Consider the following 18,615-nt stretch of genomic DNA (forward strand, 5'->3'; position numbering starts at 1 on the left):
GGCCCCCTGCCTGCCAGTGACGGTTGGCTCAGCCGGTGATGATCGCCGGGTCGCTCACACCCACCTGGCCGTTCTCGACGTGCCCGGCGAACCGGCGCAGGAAGGAAGCGTCCCCGTCGGAGGTCACCGACAGGTCGTACCAGCGCTTGCTCGCCCGCAGGTCCACCGTGTGCTTGACGGTGGCACCGGCGCGCACCGTGAAGGTCTCGCTCGCGCCGCCGTAGGCGCTGACGACCTTCAGGTGGCAGTCGGTCTTGCCCGGGTTCTTCATGGTCAGGGTGAGGTTTCCGGTGGTCCCGTCATGGCGGGCGGTCACCTCGGGGCCGACGGTCTTGCCAGGGCCCTTGAAGACCCGCAGGAAGCCGTTCGGACCGAACACCGAAAGGTCGTAAACGTCCTTGGAGTACGCGGAGTTCCAGGTGTCGGAGATCGTCTTGCCGGCCTCCGTGGTGTACGTCCAGGGGCCGTCGGTGCGGTTGGCGGACCGGACGTGGAAGCACGCACCGGCCGCGTCGCCACCGCTGAAGGTGAGCGTGAACTTCCCGGCCGCCGGGTCGGCGGAGCCGTCCACCAGGGGCGCGTACGGCAGGGGGCGGGTGGGCCGGGAGCCGGACTCCTGCTTGGGCAGGGCCGGGTTGGCGGGGGCGTGCGGGACGTAGTCGGGGTGGCGCTCGTGGTCCGGCGGCTGGTAGCCGGCGGTGTCCGGGAGCTTCGCCGGGTCGGTGTCCTTGCCGCTGAAGTCGAAGGCGGAGGTCAGGTCGCCCGCGACGGCCCGCCGCCAGGGCGAGATGTTCGACTCCTTGACCCCGAACCGCTTCTCCATGAACTGGAGGATCGAGGTGTGGTCGAGCACCTCGGAGCAGACGTAGCCGCCGGTGCTCCACGGCGAGACCACGATCATCGGGACGCGCTGACCCATGCCGTAGTGGCCGGCGGAGTAGCTGGCGTCACCGGGGAAGTAGTCGAGGCTGGTGTCGACGGTGGACTTGCCCTGGTTCGCGTCGGCCGGGACGTACGGCGGGACGATGTGGTCGAAGTAGCCGTCGTTCTCGTCGTACGTGATGAACAGGGCCGTCTTGCTCCACACGTCGGGGTTGGACGTGAGCGCGTCCAGCACCTGGGAGATGTACCAGGCACCGTAGTTGACCGGCCAGTTCGGGTGCTCGGAGAAGGCCTCCGGCGCGGCGATCCAGGAGATCTGCGGGAGCTTGCCCGCCTTCACATCGGCCTTGAGCACGTCGAAGTAGCCGTCGCCCGCCTTGGCGTTGGTTCCCGTACGCGCCTTGTCGTACAGCGGGTCACCGGGCTTGGCGTTGCGGTATTTATTGAAAAACAGCAGGGAGTTGTCGCCGTAGTTGCCGCGGTAGGCGTCCTCGATCCAGCCCCACTTGCCGTTCGCGTCCAGCCCGTCGCCGATGTCCTGGTACACCTTCCAGGACACCCCGCCCTGCTCCAGGCGCTCGGCGTAGGTCGTCCAGTCGTACCCGAGCTCGGCGTTGCCGAGGACCGGGCCGCCGCCCTTGCCGTCGTTGCCGACATGGCCCGACAGCATGTAGTAGCGGTTGGGGTCGGTGGCGCCCATGAACGAACAGTGGTAGTCGTCACAGACAGTGAACGCGTCGGCGAGCGCGTAGTGGAACGGAATGTCCTGCCTGGTCAGATAGGCCATCGTCCGCTCGGACTTGGCCGGCACCCACTGGTCGTACTTGCCGTTGTTGAACGCCTTGTGGCCCCCGGCCCAGTCGTGGTCGAGGCCCGCGATGAACTGCATGCCGAGGTCCTCGGCGTCCGGGTGGAACGGCAGCACTTCCTTGCCGCCGTCGGGCTGGTTCCACACCGGCTTGCCGTTCGGCAGGGTGACGGGACGCGGGTCACCGAAGCCGCGGACACCCTTCATCGTGCCGAAGTAGTGGTCGAAGGAACGGTTTTCCTGCATCAGGACGACGATGTGCTCGATGTCCTTGATGGAGCCGGTACGACGCCGGGCGGGAATGGCCGCGGCCCGGGCAATGCTGCCGGCCAGGGCGGAGGCACCCGCCGTGGCTCCGGCTATCTGGAGGAAACGCCGTCGGTTGAGTTCAGGCATGAGTTCAGGACCCTCTTGGTCTGTGGGGGAGTTCGCGGACGTGGGGCAACGCTGGGGTCAGCGTGTGAGGGGTTGTGCGGTCACGGGACTCAGCAGAGTGTTCCAAGAGGATCGAGTGGTGGGGAAGGGGGGGTGTCCCACGTGTGACATATCACCGTACGCACAACGAACTCGCTGGTCGGGGCGGGGACATGGCGGCCCCTCCCGCGGGGACGGCCGCCTGGCGCGGTACCGGAAGGGCGGATGAACGGGCACCATACGGCGGGGAACGGCACGGAGGACGGCACGGTGCAGGTCAGATGTCGACTGTGGCCGTGACGGAGGCTGTCGCCGGACCGTCGTCAACCATGGAGGATCTTCAGAAGCGGCCGGCCGGGACGCCGTCGCCGAACACAGCGACACCTCCGCAGCGCCGGGCACGGCCCGAGTCCCGCCGGCCCAGGAATCGACACCGACACCGACACCGACACCGATGATGACCTGCACGTTTATCGAGAATCGGCGGTTGCGTGCGGATGCCACGCTTGTCCAGGCGCGCTGGTGCAGCGATGCGAGGCAAATGGATGGACCATGAGGGAAGAGGCGTATTCATCCGGAATCCAGAGATCCGGCGGCCGGAGATCCGGCAGCCGGAGGTCCGCGAGCTGGAGAGGTGAGTCAGATGCCGCAATTCATGGACGTCCATCACGGCATGAAAGGGATCACGGCCGATCAGCTCAAGGAGGCACACAAGGCTGACCTCGCGATCGAGAGCCAGGAAAACGTCCACTTCACCCGGGCCTGGGCGGACCCCGAGTCCGGTGAGGTCTTCTGCCTGTCCGAGGCCCCGTCGGCCGAGGCCGTACAGCGTGTGCACGAGCGTGCCGGCCACAAGGCGGACGAGATCCACCCGGTGCCGCTGACGGTGTGAGCGGCCCGGGCACCGCAACGGCCCCCACCGGCCGAACGCCGGCAGGGGCCGCTGTCATCGCGATGCAACGCTTCAGTCGCGGCTCGCCCCCTGCGAGCCACAACGCGCACGGGCCTACCCCACCCCAGAGCCGAGTGGCCCCGCCCTGGCTCCCTACGTCGGCGGAGTGCCGTTCACCGACGGGTGATCGGTGAGGATGGCGTCGAAGAACTCGAACGCCGACACCTGGAAGCCGGTGTGACCGGTGGCGCCCACGTGCTTGAGGCACCAGTCCCGGGCCTTGTCGGCGGAGCGGGTATCGACACAGGACTCCCAGCAGATCATGCACTTCCCCACGTGTCTGAGCCCCACCTTCGGATCGGCCCGAAGCGTCCACTCCAGGAACCCGTCCCGCGCCCTCATGACCTACCCTCCGTGCGCTCCGGGGCATCACTGCCCCTCTCCAGCACGGCATCGATGCACACGGTCAGACCACGCAGCATCTCCGCGATCTCCTCATCGGACAGCTGGTCCACCCACGCGGCACGGGCCGTGAGTTCCGCCCGCACGAGATCAAGCTGGCGGTACAACTCCCGATGCCTGACATGCCGGTTCCACGCTTCCCCAACCCGGTCGCACCACCGCAACCATGCGCCCGCGGTCATCGGCGCGCCGCCTTCGCGTGGGGGTGGCGACGGATCTCGATGTTGCAGTCGATCACCCTCGCCTTGTCTCCGACCGAACGCGCCGCGTCACGCTGGCGGGCCAGTGCCGCGCACACGTCGCACCCGGGTACCGGCTCAGGTTCAGGCACCGGAACGGGATCCGGCAGGTGAACGGGACGACAGTTGCGGGGCATCAGCCCATCACCTCCACACCGTGAATCCAGCGCGGCCCGGCGTCGATGCCATGCACCGCCAGCCACAGCGCCCGCCGTCGCCCCCGCTGCAAGCGACGCTCCCGCCACTCCTCAGACGTGAGCACGTACGGGCGGATCAAGGCCGAGTCCTCACCACACAGCAGCCCTGAATGCCGGACGGGCCCGCGGGGAGGCGTGAGCGTCAGCGCCCCCTCACACCACGCAGCAGGCAGCGCGCCGGCCGATCGGTGGCGGCCCCGCGTGGGAAACAGCAGCCGCAGCAGCGGCAAGAGAAGTCTCGCTGTAGTTTTGGGCACTGTCGTCAACCTCCGTGGGGTTGGTGGCCATGCCCCCGGACGTTCGCCCGTCGCGGGGGTGCTTGCCGTCAGGCACGAACACGCGCTGCCTGACGAGCTTCTGCACCGTCGGCCATTGATGTGGTGATGCCTAGTCAACGGCCGGCACGGCACAGCCGACAGGTGAAAGGTCCCCATCTCCCCTCGCACGACCCCGGTGATTTTTACCTTGTTCTGTGACTGGGCGATCGCACGTCGTTACCGTGAGAGCATGACGCAGGGGAATCGCAAGCTCGCAGCACGGATCGCCGAATTGGGCTTCTCTCAAGCCGAGTTAGCACGTCAGATCAATGCAGAGATCGAGCTCCTGACAGGCAAGCCGGGCAACGTCACCGACGCTGACATCCGGCGATGGCTGCGGGGCAAGACGAAGTGGCCGCAGGACCGCATCAGGCTGTGCCTGGAGAAGGTTCTCGATGCCGGCGCCGAAGACCTAGGGTTTGTGCCTCGCAAGAAGCGCATCGCACCACCGGAGGAAGATCCCGTGCATCGACGTGCGCTCCTCACCGCCGCAAGCGGTACAGCGCTGGCCATAGCCGCTCCGTACACACCCACCCATGGGCGCCTTGGCACCAACGATGTCCGGCGATTCCATCAGGACTACGTGGCAATCCTCCGAAAGGAACAAGCCGTAGGAGGATCGCGGAAGGTGGAAAACGTCGCGGCGGAACTGGCTTCCCGAATTCAGTCCACCCTTGCCGTGTCGTCGTGCTCAACTCGCGTGCGAAACATGCTTCATCAACTCGCCGCCGAAGTCATCAGCTCTGCGGCTTTCGCAGCCATCGACGCACGCTCTCCGCAGCGGGCACGCACTCATCTCGACAAAGCCCTGACCTTCGCCAGCTTGTCCCGCGACAGCGAGACGATGTTCCTCATCTGGAACCACCTGATCCTCACGTCCGGCCAGCGTGAGAACTACGCCGAAGCCGTCGCCGGAGCAGAGGTGATGAAGCGCTCCTCCGCCGCCCGGAGAGACCCGTTGTATGCGTCTTTCGGGCACATTCGGAACGCCATTGGACTTGCGCGCCTCCGGCATCGCTCAGAAGCTCTGCGAGCACTCAATGACGCGGAGCGCTCCTTCGCCCGTAGCGCCGACGCGCCAGGGCCAGAGTGGATCAAGTTCTTCGACGCCAGCGAGATGGACGCCCTGTCCTCGTTCGCATGGTCGGCACTGGGTGATCACGGACGGGCAGAGTACTGCCTGCATCGCACACTCGCCGCCATCCCTGATGGCATGGCCCGCAACAGGGCTCTGTACACAGCACACCTGTCGCTGGCCCAGGCCAGACAAGGGGACCTGGAGCTGGCCTGTGCGACAGGCAGGCAGGCTCATGCATTACTGCCGCCCTCTTCAGGTTCAAGGAGAATCGCTAACACTCAGGCCGCGACACGGAAGGTGATCGTAGCCTCAGGCTCAAAGAGTCCCGAAGTCGTCGAGTGGATCGAGGAATCCAGCCATTGGATCTGAAGCGCTACACCCATGCCGATGCACGAAACGTCAGGTCGCTGCTCCTCGACATCCACGACGAGGCATACGCGAATGATCCGAACCCTTTTCATTCGCGCGAACGCTTCTCGTATTTCGTCGACCTGTGGTCCTCACGTGAGAACTGGCAGTGTGTATCGGGTTGGGAAGAGGGCGGCCCTGTCGGGTGCGCATACGGTTCCATGCTCAAGCCGGGTGGATGGTGGAAGGGGCACCAACGGCCAGCCAATACCAGGGGATCAGTCTTCGCGTTGTCACAGTTGATGGTGGTTCCTCAGTGGCGCGGGACCGGTCGGGCAAAGCAGATTCATGACGCACTGCTCGAATCGGCCGAAGCTGATGTCGTAACTCTCCAGGTGGAGTCCGCCCACCAAAAAGTCCAATCCTTGTACGAGCGTTGGCATTACAACAAGGTGGGCGAAGCAAAGCCATCAGACGACTCGCCGCTATATGCCGTCATGGCCAAGGAACTGAAGCGCATCTGAGCGCCTAAGAGCTTGCAGAACGCTCCTGAAGGCCGGACGCAGCAGCAGACCGGCGGTGGCCGCCCCCGCGGGAGCGGCCACCGCCGCGCTCAGCCGGGCACCGGGGCCGGGCTCGCGGTCGCGCTGAGGCGCCCCGTGCGGTGCAGCCCGTACAGGGCGGTGCTGCAGGCCAGGCCGAGGAGTGCCAGGACGAGCCAGGGCAGGGCGGGGAGGCCGGCGGTGCGGGAGGTGTCCAGGGCGGCGCCGGTGAGGAGGTTGCCCAGGGTGATGCCGATTCCGCAGATGGTGTTGTAGAGGCCGTAGTGGGTGGCGACGAGGCGGTTGCCCGAGAGGCGGACGATGGTGTCCATCTCGAAGGGGTAGGCGATCATCGTGCCCAGCGCGAGCAGCAGTGCGGCGAGCGCCGGTGGCAGTGCCGCCAGTGCCCAGCGGCCCGGCCCGTCCTGCGGGACCGGCAGCGCCCCGGCCGCCAGGACCGGGACGAACGCCAGCCCCATCGTCAGCAACCCCCGGGCCAGGGCCCGGCCGGCCGTCAGGCGGGCCTTGCACCAGGCGGTCACCTTGGTCTGCCAGAGGATGGTGCTCAGGCCCGATACGGCGAAGAGCATCGCCACCGCCGCCGTGCCGGGCCGCCCCTCGCCGCCCAGCCGCTTCACCTCGAGCGGCAGGGCCAGGTAGACCTGGAAGGACAGGACGTAGGAGCCGATCATGGCGGTGGAGAAGAGGAGGAAGGGTCGGTTGGTGAGGATCTGGCGCCATTGGGAGAGAACGCCTTCGCGGCGGCCGACCCCGACCCCGTCCGTTCCGCCCCGGGCGCCGTCGCCCCGACGGGCGGGCAGGGCCCGGATCTGCACGATGCTCAGGACGGCGAAGATGCCGGCCGCCACAAGGCAGGTGATGCGGAAGTCGACGCCGGTCAGCACCATGCCCACCAGCGGGCCGAGCAGAATGCCCGCCTGGTAGAAGACGTTGAAGAGGGCGAACGCCTCCAGTCTGCGCTCCCCCGCGTCGGCGGCCAGATAGGCGCGGACCGCCGGATTGAACAGTGCACCGGCCAGCCCGGTCGCGGCCGACGCGGCCAGCAGGGCGGGCAGCGAGTCCACCAGGCCGAGCGTGGCGAATCCAGCCGTCCGCAGCACGCAGCCGGTGACGATCAGCGGCTTGTAGCCGAACCGGTCGGCCAGGGTCCCGCCGACCAGGAACATGCCCTGCTGGCTGAAGTTCCGTACGCCGAGCACGAGTCCGACCAGCCATCCGGCCAGGCCGAGCGTCCCGGACAGATGCGCGGCCAGATACGGCATCAGCATGTAGAAGCCGAGGTTGATGGTGAACTGATTCACCATCAGGAGCTGGACGCTGCGTTCGTAGGAGCGCAGCTGTGCGAGGGTGCCCTTCATCGGACCGCCTCCTGTGCGGTGGCGCCCCGCAGGGTGAGCGGGTCGACGACGCGGGCGCACCGGCTCCAGGCGGTGACCTCCTTCTCGTCGAGGCGCCGTACGGTCTCCGGCGCGTCCGCGGGCGGGGCGTCGAGGAGCCCGTGGGCCGCGCAGTACTCGTCGTCGTACACGGTCTCCAGGTAGCGCTGCGGACCGTCCGGGAAGACCGCCGCGATACGGGTACCGGCCGGTTCCGTACGGGCGAGCCAGCCCGCCACCAGCGCGACCGCGCCCACGCTCCAGCCGCCGGTGGCGTAGTGCGAGGCCGCCAGCCGGCGGCAGGTCCACACCGCTTCGCCCGGCGCGACCCAGTGCACCTCGCTGAACTGGTCGTAGGCGACATTGCGCGGATAGATGCTGGAGCCGAGGCCGCGCATCAGCCGGGGCCGGGCGGGCTGTCCGAAGATTGTCGAGCCGATGGTGTCGACGCCGACGAGCCGCAGCTCCGGGTAGAGCTGGCGCAGCACCCGGGACACCCCGGCGGAGTGCCCGCCGGTGCCGACGCTGCACACCAGGATGTCGATATGGCGGAGCTGGCCGGCGAGTTCGAGGGCCAGGGGCAGGTAGGCGGCGGTGTTGTCGGGGTTGTTGTACTGGTCCGGGCACCAGGAGCCGGGGTGCTCCGCCAGCAGCCGGTCCACCCGGTCGCGGCGCGCCTGCTGCCAGCCGCCACTGGGGTGCGCTTCCGGTACGACGTCGATGCCTGCCCCGTACGCGGTCAGCAGCCGGGTCATCGAGGGTTCCAGGCCGGGGTCGGTGACCAGGGTGACGGGATGCCCGTGCACCATGCCGGCGAGCGCGAGGCCCAGTCCGAGGGTTCCGCTGGTGGATTCGATGATCCGCCCGCCGGACGGCAGGTCGCCCCGGGCGCGGGCGCGCTCGACCATGTGCAGGCCCGGCCGGTCCTTGATGCCGCCCGGGTTACGGCCCTCCAGTTTCGCCCAGAAGCCGCGGCCGGGCGGGGTGAGCGGCTCGGAGATGTGCAGGACGGGGGTGTTGCCGACGAGGCCGGGCATACCGGAGCCCCGGCGGTCGGACCGGCCTCCGGTCACGGCCGGGGTGGGCAGGGGGGCGGGCGGGGCCGGGGTCGGGGTCGGAGGTGCGGACACAGGGGTGCTCCGAGTGGGGAGAGAGTGCATGGGTCGCTCTCATTCGGTGTGCGCGGAAAAGGTCGCTGATCTCGTGGGCCGGACCGCTCGGGTACGGCGCACGGCGGCAGGCAGAGGCCGGAACAGGCGGGAACCAGGCGGGGAGCAGGCCGGGAGCGGGCGGGAACCAGGCGGGAAAGCCGGACGCCCTCCCCCGGAAAAGGGCAGAGATCTACACCTGTTGAACGACGGAGCCCATGGTGCTGCGCAACGGCGGCAGGGCCGGCGTACCCGCGACCGCCCCGGACGGTGCCTGCACCGGTGCAGGCACCGGAACCGCGGCCGGCGGTGTGGGACCGGGCAGAGTCAGCACGGGGCCCGGCTGCGGCTGCCCCGAGAGGCAGAGCTCATGGGAGTGCGAGGGGGCCGGGTGCGCGGGATGTGCGGGGTGTGCAGGGTGTGCACGATGGTTGCCGTCGGCGTGGTGGGCGGCCTCGTGACCTGCCGGGTGAACGGCCTCGTGACCGGCGTGGTGACCGGACTCGTCGACCGCCGTGATCCCCACCGGAAGCCCGTGCGCGCTCTCCGCGTTCTCCGAACTCGCGCCATGCGCAAGAGCCACGCTGAACAGCAGCAACAGCGTCAGCCACAGCAGCGGGAACGGAACCGCTGCACCGCGGTCCCGCACCGTGCGGGGGAACGACCGAGCCGTTGCCATGCCGCGATCGTAACCGGCGCGGTCACCCGCTGACGGGAGCGGGACGCCGGATGGCGGAAACTGACGGGTCGGCTGTGACGGACCGGCCGTGGCGGGCCGGCAGTGGCTGGTCAGTGGGGGCGTACCGGCAAGCGCGGCAGGACCTTGTCCGGGGTGAGGGGAAGGTCGCGCAGCCGGACGCCGGTGGCATGCCACACCGCGTTGGCGACGGCGGCCGCGGTGCCGACGATGCCGATCTCGCCGATGCCCTTGCTGCCCATCGGGTTGAGGTGCGGATCGTCCTCGTCGAGCCAGTGGGCCTCGACGGCGGGGACGTCGGCCGAGGCCGGTACGTGGTAGGAGGCCAGGTCGCATTCGGTGAAGTCGCCGAAGGCGGGGTCCAGTCCGCTGCCCTCCGTCAGGGCCATGCCCAGGCCCATGGTCATGCCGCCGATGAACTGGGAGCGTGCGGTGCGGGAATTGAGGATCCGGCCGGCCGCGAACACACCCAGCAGCCGGCGCACCCGTACCTCTCCGGTGACGGTGTCGACCTGCACCTCGGCGAACTGGGCGCCGAAGGCGTGCCGGGAGTAGGGGCTCGGCGCGGCCGTCTCCTGCCCGGTGTCGGCGGTGGTGCCGATGCCCTGGGCCGGGAGCGGCCCCTGGTGTGCGCGCAGCCGCGCCACCAGTGCGGTGGCGGCCTTGTGGACGGCCCAGCCCCAGGAGCCGGTGCCCATGGAGCCGCCGGCCAGGACTGCGGGCGGCAGATCGCTGTCGCCGATCTCGATGCGGACCCGGTCTTCGGGGGCGCCGAGCGCGGCGGCGGCCACCTGGGCGAGGACGGTGCGGGCGCCGGTGCCGATGTCGGTGGCGTTGATGCGGATGCGGTAGCTGCCGTCGGCGGCGGCGTGCGCCTCGGCGGTGGCGGGCGCGAGGTAGACGGGGTAGGTGGAAGCGGCGACGCCCGTACCGAGCAGCAGGTCTCCCTCACGGCGGAGGGCGGGCCGCGGATCCCTGGGCAGCCAGCCGAACCGCTCCGCGCCTGCCTGCAGGCAGGCGGTCAGATGCCGGCTGCTGAAGCTGCGGCCGCTGTCCGGTTCGGTCTCCGGTTCATTGCGGATCCGCAGTTCCACGGGGTCCCTGCCGAGCGCCACGGCGAGTTCGTCGACGGCGGACTCCAGGGCGTACATGCCGGGTGCCTCGCCCGGGGCGCGCATCCAGGACGGGGTGGGGATGTCGAGCGGGACGACGCGGTGTGTGGTGCGGCTGTGGGGTGAGCGGTACATGATGCGGGCCGGGACGGCGGCCTGTTCGGTGAATTCGGTGATCGTGGAGGTGTGGGTGGCGACTTCGTGGGCCAGTGCGGTGATGAGGCCGTCGGTGCCCGCTCCCAGCCGTACGCGCTGGAGCGTCGGCGCGCGGTGGCCGACGACCGCGGCCATCTGACGGCGCGGCAGGACCAGCTTGACCGGGCGGCCGGTGAACCGGGCGGCCATCGCGGCGAGGACGACCTGCGGGCGGGGTGTCCCCTTGCAGCCGAAGCCGCCGCCCACGTGCTCGGAGACGACCGTGACCTCGTCCTTGCCGAGCGTGAACAGGGCCGCGAGGTCGTCGCGCACCCGGGTGGAGCCCTGGCTGGTGTCATGGACGGTGAGGTGACCGTCGTACCAGCGGGCGGTGGAGGCGTGCGGTTCCATGGGGTGGTTGTGCAGCGGGGGCACGGTGTACGTGGCGTCGACGGTGACGGGTGCGGCGGCGAACGCCGCGTCGAAGTCGCCGCGTTCGCGGACGGCCGGGTAGCCGCCGTTGACCTCCTCGGGGGTGTACAGGCCCGGGTGGCCGGCGGTCAGCCGTACGTCGTATCCGGCGGTGTCGTACGCGACCCGGACCGCTTCCGCCGCCGCGCGGGCGGTCTCGAGGCTGTCGGCGACGGCGAGCGCGACATACCAGCCGCGGTGCGGCACCCGGTCGTTCTGGAGCACGGCCAGGGTCGGGTCCTCGAGGGCGGCGAGGCGGGGCGCGTTCTCATGCGTCAGCACCGCGAGCACGCCGGGCAGCGCCAGCGCGTCGGCGGTGTCCACGGCGGTGATCCGGCCGCGCGCGACGATCGCGGGGACCGGCCAGGCGTAGGCGCAGCCGGGCGGGGTGTGCTCGGCGGCGTAGCGGGCGGCGCCGGTGACCTTCTCCCGGCCTTCCCGCCGGAGGAGCGGTGCGCTGAGGGGGTGCGGGGCGGGGGGCATGGGGGTGGGGTCCTTTCGTCACGCACGGGCCGCGGAACCGGCGAGCCCGGCCAGCACACCGACCGTCAGATTCCGGGCCAGGGCGACCTTGAAGCCGTTCTCGCGCAGGGGGCGGGCGGCGGCGAGTTCGGCGTCGGCGGCGCGGGCGAAGGTGTCCTCGGTGGCGGACGCGCCGTGCAGCACCGCTTCGGCCGCGCGGGCCCGCCACGGCCGGTGCGCGAGCCCGCCGTAGGCCAGCGCGGCATGCCGGACGGCTCCCTCGTGTACGTCGAGCACGGCGGCCACCGAGACCAGCGCGAAGGCGAACGAGGCGCGGTCGCGGGCCTTGCGGTAGCGCGAGTTCCCGCCGGGGCGGGCCGGCGGGAGCTCGACGGCGGTGATCAGTTCGCCGCGCCGGATCTCCGTGTCCTGCTCCGGCCGGTCCCCGGGCAGCCGGTGGAAGTCGGTCGCCGGCACGCTGCGTTCGCCGTCGGGGCCGTGCAGGTGAACGGTGGCGTCCAGCGCGGCGAGGGCGACCGCCATGTCCGACGGCTGGGTGGCGACGCAGTGCTCGGAGTGTCCCAGTACGGCGAGATCGCGGTGCGCCCCCTCCCGGGCCGGGCAGCCGGTGCCCGGTGCGCGCTTGTTGCAGGGCTTGGCGGCGTCCTGGAAGTAGGCGCAGCGGGTCCGCTGGAGAAGGTTTCCGCCGGTGGTCGCGGTGTTCCTCAGCTGCCCGGAGGCACCGGACAGCAGCGCCTGCGAGAGCACCGGATAGCGGTCGCGTACCGCCGGGTCCGCGGCGAGAACGCTGTTGCGGACCGTCGCCCCGATCCGCAGCCCGCCGTCCGGCAGCTCCTCGATCCGGTCGAGCGGCAGCCGGCTGACGTCGACGAGCAGCCGCGGCGTCGCCACGCCGAGTTTCATCAGATCGACGAGGTTGGTGCCGCCGCCGAGGAACCGCGCATCGGGCTCCTCGCCCGCGATCCGTACGGCCTCGGCCACGCTCCCGGCCCGCACATACCCGAACTGTTTCACGAGCCCGCCCCCGTGTCGCCGGGCCGGCCGTCCCTGATCCGGTCCCCGGCGTCGGCGACCGCCTCGACGATGCGGGGATAGGCGCCGCACCGGCACAGGTTGCCGCTCATCCGCTCGCGGATCTCGTCGGCGGTGAGGTCCACCGTGCCGCCGGGGTCCGCGTCGTACGGCGTGACGTGGGACGGGTGGCCGTCCGCGGCCTCCCGGAGCACCCCGAGGGCCGAACAGATCTGCCCGGGGGTGCAGTAGCCGCACTGCAAAGCGTCCCGCTCGACGAACGCTTCCTGCAGCGGATGCAGCCGCTGTCCGTCGGAGAGGCCCTCGACGGTGGTCACATGCCGTCCGTCCTGCGCCACCGCCAGCAGCAGACAGCTGTTGGCACGCCACCCGTCGACGAGCACCGTGCAGGCACCGCACTGCCCGTGGTCGCAGCCCTTCTTGGCGCCGATGAGGTCGAGGCGCTCGCGCAGCACGTCCAGGAGGGTGCTCCGGTGGTCCACGGCCAGCGTGTACGTCGTCCCGTTGACGCGGAGGATCACCTCGGAACGCGCGCCGGTCACCGCCGACCGCGGTACGTCGCCGCTGCCCGCCGGCGGATTGCTGGTCTCCACTCGTTCGCGCCTTTCCGGTCCGCGCTGACCTGCCGGCCAGCTGTCCTGCGTGTGCCGTGCCGGCGGTCCGTCAGAGGGTCTCCAGCCGCAGCTGGACCTCCTTCTCCTGGTCACCGGCGGCCGTCCCCACGACCCGCACCGAGAACGCGTGCGCCAGCGCCTTGCGGAGGCGGTCGACCGCCCAGTACCCGCCCTGGAGATCGACCGTCACGGGTGCGCTCAGCGGCCGTGGCGCGGCCTCGGCGCGCAGTTCGCTGACATCGACGGTGACGGTCCACACGGTGGCGGTCGCGCCGTTCACCTCCTTCGGCACATCGTTCGCGGACCGGTCGGAGACAAAGGACTCACGCAACGCGCTGAAGACCGCATGCGCGTCATGCGTCGCGCATCCGACGACCTCCACCAGGACCTCGTCCGGGTGTTCCGGGTGTTCCGTCTGTGACGCCTGTGCCGCGCTGTTCACTGTCGGGGCCTTTCGCTGTGCTTTCGCTGTCGGGGCCGTCCTGTGGGTGCCGAACGGTTCCAGGCTCGCCCGAGGGCCCGCTCCGTGCGACCGGAGACTCGAACGAATGGGATAAACGGCCGCACCTTGTCACCGGTGCGGTCCGGACACGCCGAGCTGAGCCGTACGGGCCGCATAGTTGCCACGGGCATCGGCCGGACGGATCATCCCGTACGGGACGGACCGGACGGCGCGGCCGTACGACGCGAGGGAGAGGCCCGATGACAGCGGTGGGGGAAGTCGCGGTGCACGGGCACTGTGCGGCCGGTTTCGAGGGGGTGCGGGAGGCCTTCGCGCGGAATTTCCGGGTGTACGGGGACGTGGGCGCGGCGGTGACGGTGACCGTGGACGGGGAGGCGGTGGTCGACCTGTGGGGCGGGCATGCGGACGCGGGGCGGACGCGGGCCTGGGAGCACGACACGCTGGTGAACGTCTACTCGACGTCCAAGGGGATGACGGCGCTGTGCGCCCATCTCCTCGTGGACCGGGGCGAGTTGGAGCTGGATGCGCCGGTTGCGCGGTACTGGCCGGAATTTGCGCAGGCCGGAAAGCAGGACATACCCGTGCGCTGGCTGCTGAGCCACCGGGCGGGGGTGATCGCGCCCCGGGAGCCGGTGGCCGCCCGGTATGCCTATGACTGGGATCATGTGTGTGCCGCGCTGGCCGCCGCGCCGCCCTGGTGGGAGCCGGGCACCGCGCAGGGCTATCACGCGGTGACGTTCGGCTACCTGGTGGGCGAGGTGGTCCGGCGGGTCAGCGGGCAGTCGCTCGGGGCGTTCCTGCGCAGCGAGATCGCGGAGCCGCTGGGGGCGCGGGTGTTCATCGGTACGCCGGCGGAGGAGCACGAGCGGTGTGCGGAGATGGTCGGGCAGCTGGACGAGTCGCGGCTCGCCGAGCAGTTCCCGGGCCTTCCCCGGCCGCCGTTCCGGGCGCTGTCCGACCATCCGCTGGCCGTGGTCATGCTGGCGCTGACCTACGTGCCCATCGGCGATGTCAACAGCGCCGCCTATCGCTCGGCCGAGATTCCGGCGGGCAACGCGCACGCCTCGGCGCACGGCCTGGCCACCGTCTATGGGGCGCTCGTGGCCGGGAGGCTGGTGCGGCCCGCCACGCTGGAGGCGATGCGCGAGCCCCAGAGCCTGCCCCATGAGCCGGATCTGGCGATCGATGCGCTGGCGCCGCCCGGTACGGAGCGGCGCTGGGGGCTGGGTTTCATACTCAATCACCATGGCCGGGCGGGCCCCAACCCCCGGGCGTTCGGGCACGGCGGCGCGGGCGGTTCGCATGCCTTCGCGGATCCGGAGAACGGCCTGTCCTATGCGTATGCCATGAACAGATACGGCAGCGGGGCGACCGGCGACGCCGACCCCCGCAACGCGGGGCTGGTCGCGGCGGCGTACGAGGCCCTGGGCCGGGTGCGCGGCTGACCCCACCGCCCCGCCGTGACGGCGTTTCCGCTGGTCACAGCCGTATCCACAGGCATTCCGCGCTTGCCGTCGCCCGGCGCAATAATGGAGAGATGCGGCACGGATCCGCGCCCGGCGTGAGGCTGCGCGGGGCCGGGGAAAGGCAGTGGTGACCATGGACGACAGGGACACCGAGACCGTTCACGAGGCGTATGCGTTCGTCTGCCTGCACTGCGGATACGGGTGGGAACAGGAGTACGAAATCCGCCACGCCACCGATCTCGCCGGACAGCGGCGGATCGACTACTTCGTGGGCAGCCGCCGGGTGGCCTCGCCGCTGGCCCGCGCCGACTGTCCCGCCTGCAACCGCGGCCCGCTGCGGATCCTGCACTCCGGCCGGGTGAAGGCCGCCCGCTCGATGTTCGCCTGGTCCAGCTACCCCGACTGGTCGTCACCATCCGGTGTACAGAAGGTGGTTGACGAGCAGGGCTAGGACGGCCTGGGCGGCCAGCCAGTGGCGATGCCGGGCGGCGGGCAGCAGGGCGGCGGCGGGCAGCAGCCAGACGGCGAACGGCAGCCAGATGCGTTCGGTCTCCGCCTTGCTCATACCGGAGAGGTCGGCGGCGAGGAGCGCGGCGAGGGCGGCCAGGACGACGGCGGCCAGGCGGTCGTCGGCCGCCGCCTGCCCGTGGCGCAGCCGGCGCAGCGCCGGGGGCGCCGCGGCCAGGACGCGCCGCAATCCGGCCACGGACGCGAGGCCGGTGATCAGTACGGTGCAGGCGAGGTTGCCCCAGATCCAGTACGCGTACGGGCGAACCGCCGCGGCGCCCTGGTAGTAGCGCTCCACCAGCAGGCGGTAGCCCTCCCACCAGTCGAATCCCGCGAGGGTGAAGACGAGCGCGACGGCCGCCGCCCCGGCCAGGGCGAGGGGCAGCGGGCGGGCGGTCCTGCTGACCAGCAGGACCGCGGCGGCGATGAGGGCCATGAGGGTGAGGCCGTACGAGAGGTAGCAGGTGAGGCCGAAGAGGAGGCCCGCGGCCAGGGCGGCGGCCGACGGGGCCCGCACGGAGCGGGTCGCGGCGAGCGTCAGGAGGGCGAGGGCCCAGGCGGCGACGGCGGCGAAGTAGCCGTCCGCGGAGGTGCCGACCCAGACGGCGGCCGGGGCCAGCACGAGGAAGGGCGCGGCCCGGCGGGCGGTCGTCTCGTCGGCGAGGGCACGCAGGGCGACGAGGACGGCGGCCGTGGCGGAGGTGCCCAGGGTGATGCACCAGGTGCCGGCCCAGGCGCCGCCGCCCAGGCCGATGCGGTCGAGGCCGACGAAGGTGAGGACGGCGGCCGGCGGATGGCCGGCGACATGGGCGGGCCAGGAGTCCGGCCCGCGGTGGAGAAGCAGGTGATGGGTGAAGTCGCGCAGCGCCGGGCCGAGGTGGTCGAAGCGGCGGATCACCGTCAGATACTCGTATTCCGTGGTGAGCCGGCGGGCGACGCCGGTGCCCCAGCCGTCGATCAGGGCCAGGGACCACGTCCAGGCCATCGACCCGAGCCACCCGGCGAGGACGAGGACGCGCCAGGGCAGCCGGGCGGCCAGCGGGGGTCCGTAGGCGATGACGAGGACGGCGACGGCGAGCGCGGCGGGGGTGCCGGGGCCGAGGTGGGGCGACCATGAGGCGTACAGCGGGGGCCAGTTGACGCGCAGACTGCCGTTGGCGTGCTGGATGACGGTGCCGACGACGGCGGCGAGCACGACGAGCAGGGCACCGAGGGCGGCGGCCAGCAGATCGGCGCGGCGCGCGGCGCGTCGGCCGGACGGCACACGGGTGGTCACTCGGGTGGTCACACCGGAACGCTAGGGCGCGGGCGGACCGCCGCGGCCCTGCGACGGCAGCGCCGTCAGGGTTTCGTCATGCGTCGCAGCGGCTCAAAGACCCGTGCGGCGGCTTACGGTCGGAGCGCGGCGGCGGACCCCCGTCGCGCGAACCGCCGAGGACCCCTCATGCGTGCTCACCGTCCCCCCGCCCCCGCCTCCCCGTCGTTCTGGCGCAGTCCGCTGCGCGGTCCCCGGCTGACCGCGCTGCTCGGCGTCGTCCTGCTGGCCGGTATCACGCTGCTGTTCGTGACCGGCATGCTGTCGTACGCCGCGTACAACCCGGATCTGGCCGGCGGTGTCAACGACCAGACGCCCGGCAAGGGCCTGCTGGGCTTCTATCTCTTCGCCTGGCCGACCGGTCCGCACTGGCTCTACCGGGTCACGCAGGGGGTGCATGTGACCCTGGGCATCACGCTGGTGCCCGTCCTGCTGGCGAAGCTGTGGTCGGTGATCCCGAAGCTCTTCGCGCTGCCGCCCGCCCGGTCGGTGGGCCATGCGCTGGAGCGGCTGTCGCTGCTTCTGCTGGTCGGCGGGGCGCTGTTCGAGTTCCTCACCGGGATCCTCAACATCCAGCTGGACTATCTCTTCCCCGGGTCGTTCTATCCGCTGCACTTCTACGGGGCGTGGGTGTTCATCGGCGCGTTCGTGGCGCATGTGGTGCTGCGCATTCCGCGCACGGTGCGGGCGCTGCGCGCGCGTACGGAGCCGGCGGCGGACGCCGACGGGACCGGGCTGGTCGCCCCGGAGCCCGCCCCGCCAACGGTCTCGCGGCGCGGTGCGCTGTGGCTGGTGGGCGGCGGTGCGCTGCTGCTGCTCGCGACGACGGCGGGGCAGAGCATCGGGGGGTGGTGGCGCCGTACGGCCCTGCTGGCGCCGCACGGCGGGGCCGACCCGGGGAGCGGCCCGAACGGCTTTCAGATCAACAAGACCGCCGCATTCGTGGGGATCCGGCCGCAGGACACCGGGGACGACTGGCGGCTGACGGTGGAGGGCGGCGGGCGCACGGTGCGGCTGAGCCGCGCCGACCTGCTGCGGCTGCCGCAGCACGAGTCGGCGCTGCCGATCGCCTGTGTCGAGGGCTGGTCGACGGACGACCAGCCGTGGAGCGGGGTGCGGCTGCGGGATCTGGCGGCGCTGGTGGGGCTGGGCGAGCGGCCGCCGGATGTCCTGGTCGAGTCGCTCCAGCTGCACGGCGCGTTCCGCCGGGCGGCGCTGCGCGCCAACCAGGTGCGGGACGGCCGTTCGCTGCTCGCGCTGCGGGTGGGCGGCGCGGAGCTGTCCGCGGACCACGGCTATCCGGCGCGGATCATCGTCCCGGCGGCGCCCGGGGTGCTGAACACCAAGTGGGTGTCCCGGCTGACGTTCGGGGGGCCGTCATGAAGGGGCGGCTCAGGGCACTGCCGGGGCGGCTCCGGCGGCGCCACTGGTACGGCGAGGGGCCGCTGCATCTGGTGCTGATGCTCGCCTCGTTCGCGCTCACCGGCTACGCGGGGCTGCGGCTGCTGGCCGGGGACCGGTGGCCGCTGGTCGTGGTGTGGTTCGTCGGGGCGGCGCTGCTGCACGATCTGGTGCTGCTGCCGCTGTACTCGCTCG

17 protein-coding genes are annotated in these 18,615 nt (G+C 71.0%); 6 read left to right on the forward strand and 11 right to left on the reverse strand.

Features of this window, described 5'->3' with window-relative positions:
* Positions 1 to 28: 28 nt before the first annotated feature.
* The gene (locus ADL29_RS13200) at positions 29 to 2,086 is read right to left on the reverse strand and encodes a phosphocholine-specific phospholipase C (RefSeq protein ID WP_053923854.1); all 2,058 of its coding nucleotides are present in this window, start codon (positions 2,084 to 2,086) and stop codon (positions 29 to 31) included.
* A 661-nt stretch (positions 2,087 to 2,747) separates the two neighbouring features.
* Here ADL29_RS13200 and ADL29_RS13205 point away from each other — a divergent pair.
* Positions 2,748 to 2,996 (forward strand): SCO4226 family nickel-binding protein, encoded by a 249-nt coding sequence (locus ADL29_RS13205; protein ID WP_053923855.1) that lies wholly within the window; start codon positions 2,748 to 2,750, stop codon positions 2,994 to 2,996.
* 153 nt (positions 2,997 to 3,149) lie between these two features.
* On the opposite strand, the gene ADL29_RS13210 is transcribed toward ADL29_RS13205, so the two are convergent.
* Together ADL29_RS13210 and ADL29_RS13215 are read right to left on the reverse strand one after the other, a co-directional pair.
* Positions 3,150 to 3,398 (reverse strand): DUF7848 domain-containing protein, encoded by a 249-nt coding sequence (locus tag ADL29_RS13210; RefSeq protein ID WP_053923856.1) that lies wholly within the window; start codon positions 3,396 to 3,398, stop codon positions 3,150 to 3,152.
* Positions 3,395 to 3,640: a hypothetical protein gene (locus ADL29_RS13215; RefSeq protein WP_053923857.1), complete on the reverse strand. Its 246-nt coding sequence runs from the start codon at positions 3,638 to 3,640 to the stop codon at positions 3,395 to 3,397. Before ADL29_RS13215 ends, ADL29_RS13210 begins: the two co-directional genes overlap by 4 nt.
* Positions 3,641 to 4,401: 761 nt before the next feature.
* On the opposite strand from ADL29_RS13215, the gene ADL29_RS45190 reads away from it, so the two are divergent.
* The gene (locus ADL29_RS45190) at positions 4,402 to 5,658 is read left to right on the forward strand and encodes an NsdA family TPR-like regulatory protein (RefSeq protein WP_245689376.1); all 1,257 of its coding nucleotides are present in this window, start codon (positions 4,402 to 4,404) and stop codon (positions 5,656 to 5,658) included.
* Positions 5,649 to 6,161 (forward strand): GNAT family N-acetyltransferase, encoded by a 513-nt coding sequence (locus ADL29_RS40950; RefSeq protein ID WP_078970960.1) that lies wholly within the window; start codon positions 5,649 to 5,651, stop codon positions 6,159 to 6,161. The genes ADL29_RS45190 and ADL29_RS40950 overlap by 10 nt, the downstream gene beginning before the upstream one ends.
* An 89-nt stretch (positions 6,162 to 6,250) precedes the next feature.
* Here ADL29_RS40950 and ADL29_RS13225 read toward each other — a convergent pair whose 3' ends face one another.
* The 7 genes from ADL29_RS13225 to ADL29_RS13255 form a co-directional block, all read right to left on the reverse strand.
* Complete coding sequence (locus tag ADL29_RS13225) at positions 6,251 to 7,558, reverse strand: MFS transporter (RefSeq protein ID WP_053923859.1); 1,308 nt, start codon at positions 7,556 to 7,558, stop codon at positions 6,251 to 6,253.
* Positions 7,555 to 8,613 carry a PLP-dependent cysteine synthase family protein gene (locus ADL29_RS13230; protein ID WP_211274315.1) on the reverse strand — a complete coding sequence of 353 codons (1,059 nt, stop codon included), beginning with the start codon at positions 8,611 to 8,613 and terminating at the stop codon, positions 7,555 to 7,557. The genes ADL29_RS13225 and ADL29_RS13230 overlap by 4 nt, the downstream gene beginning before the upstream one ends.
* 304 nt (positions 8,614 to 8,917) lie before the next feature.
* Entirely contained in the window at positions 8,918 to 9,403 is a 486-nt protein-coding gene (locus ADL29_RS13235; protein ID WP_053923860.1) for a hypothetical protein, read from the reverse strand.
* 110 nt (positions 9,404 to 9,513) lie between these two features.
* The gene (locus ADL29_RS13240; RefSeq protein WP_053923861.1) at positions 9,514 to 11,622 is read right to left on the reverse strand and encodes a xanthine dehydrogenase family protein molybdopterin-binding subunit; all 2,109 of its coding nucleotides are present in this window, start codon (positions 11,620 to 11,622) and stop codon (positions 9,514 to 9,516) included.
* 18 nt (positions 11,623 to 11,640) lie between these two features.
* Positions 11,641 to 12,636, reverse strand: a complete 996-nt coding sequence (locus ADL29_RS13245) for an FAD binding domain-containing protein (RefSeq protein WP_053923862.1) — start codon at positions 12,634 to 12,636, stop codon at positions 11,641 to 11,643.
* The gene (locus ADL29_RS13250) at positions 12,633 to 13,196 is read right to left on the reverse strand and encodes a (2Fe-2S)-binding protein (protein ID WP_245689389.1); all 564 of its coding nucleotides are present in this window, start codon (positions 13,194 to 13,196) and stop codon (positions 12,633 to 12,635) included. Before ADL29_RS13250 ends, ADL29_RS13245 begins: the two co-directional genes overlap by 4 nt.
* 121 nt (positions 13,197 to 13,317) lie before the next feature.
* Positions 13,318 to 13,710, reverse strand: a complete 393-nt coding sequence (locus ADL29_RS13255; protein ID WP_053923864.1) for a hypothetical protein — start codon at positions 13,708 to 13,710, stop codon at positions 13,318 to 13,320.
* A gap of 260 nt (positions 13,711 to 13,970) precedes the next feature.
* Here ADL29_RS13255 and ADL29_RS13260 point away from each other — a divergent pair, with 260 nt between their 5' ends.
* Positions 13,971 to 15,176, forward strand: coding sequence for a serine hydrolase domain-containing protein (locus tag ADL29_RS13260; RefSeq protein ID WP_053923865.1), 1,206 nt, complete (start codon positions 13,971 to 13,973; stop codon positions 15,174 to 15,176).
* A 154-nt stretch (positions 15,177 to 15,330) separates the two neighbouring features.
* Positions 15,331 to 15,648, forward strand: a complete 318-nt coding sequence (locus tag ADL29_RS13265) for a hypothetical protein (RefSeq protein WP_157878489.1) — start codon at positions 15,331 to 15,333, stop codon at positions 15,646 to 15,648.
* On the opposite strand, the gene ADL29_RS13270 is transcribed toward ADL29_RS13265, so the two are convergent.
* Positions 15,607 to 16,992, reverse strand: a complete 1,386-nt coding sequence (locus ADL29_RS13270) for a hypothetical protein (protein WP_053923866.1) — start codon at positions 16,990 to 16,992, stop codon at positions 15,607 to 15,609. The two genes, ADL29_RS13265 and ADL29_RS13270, sit on opposite strands and share 42 nt — an antisense overlap.
* A 156-nt stretch (positions 16,993 to 17,148) precedes the next feature.
* Between ADL29_RS13270 and ADL29_RS13275 the strand changes: the two genes are divergently transcribed.
* Positions 17,149 to 18,402, forward strand: coding sequence for a molybdopterin-dependent oxidoreductase (locus tag ADL29_RS13275; protein WP_053923867.1), 1,254 nt, complete (start codon positions 17,149 to 17,151; stop codon positions 18,400 to 18,402).
* Positions 18,403 to 18,615 lie beyond the last annotated feature (213 nt).

It is taken from the genome of Streptomyces chattanoogensis, assembly GCF_001294335.1.
Taxonomy (GTDB): Bacteria; Actinomycetota; Actinomycetes; order Streptomycetales; family Streptomycetaceae; genus Streptomyces; species Streptomyces chattanoogensis.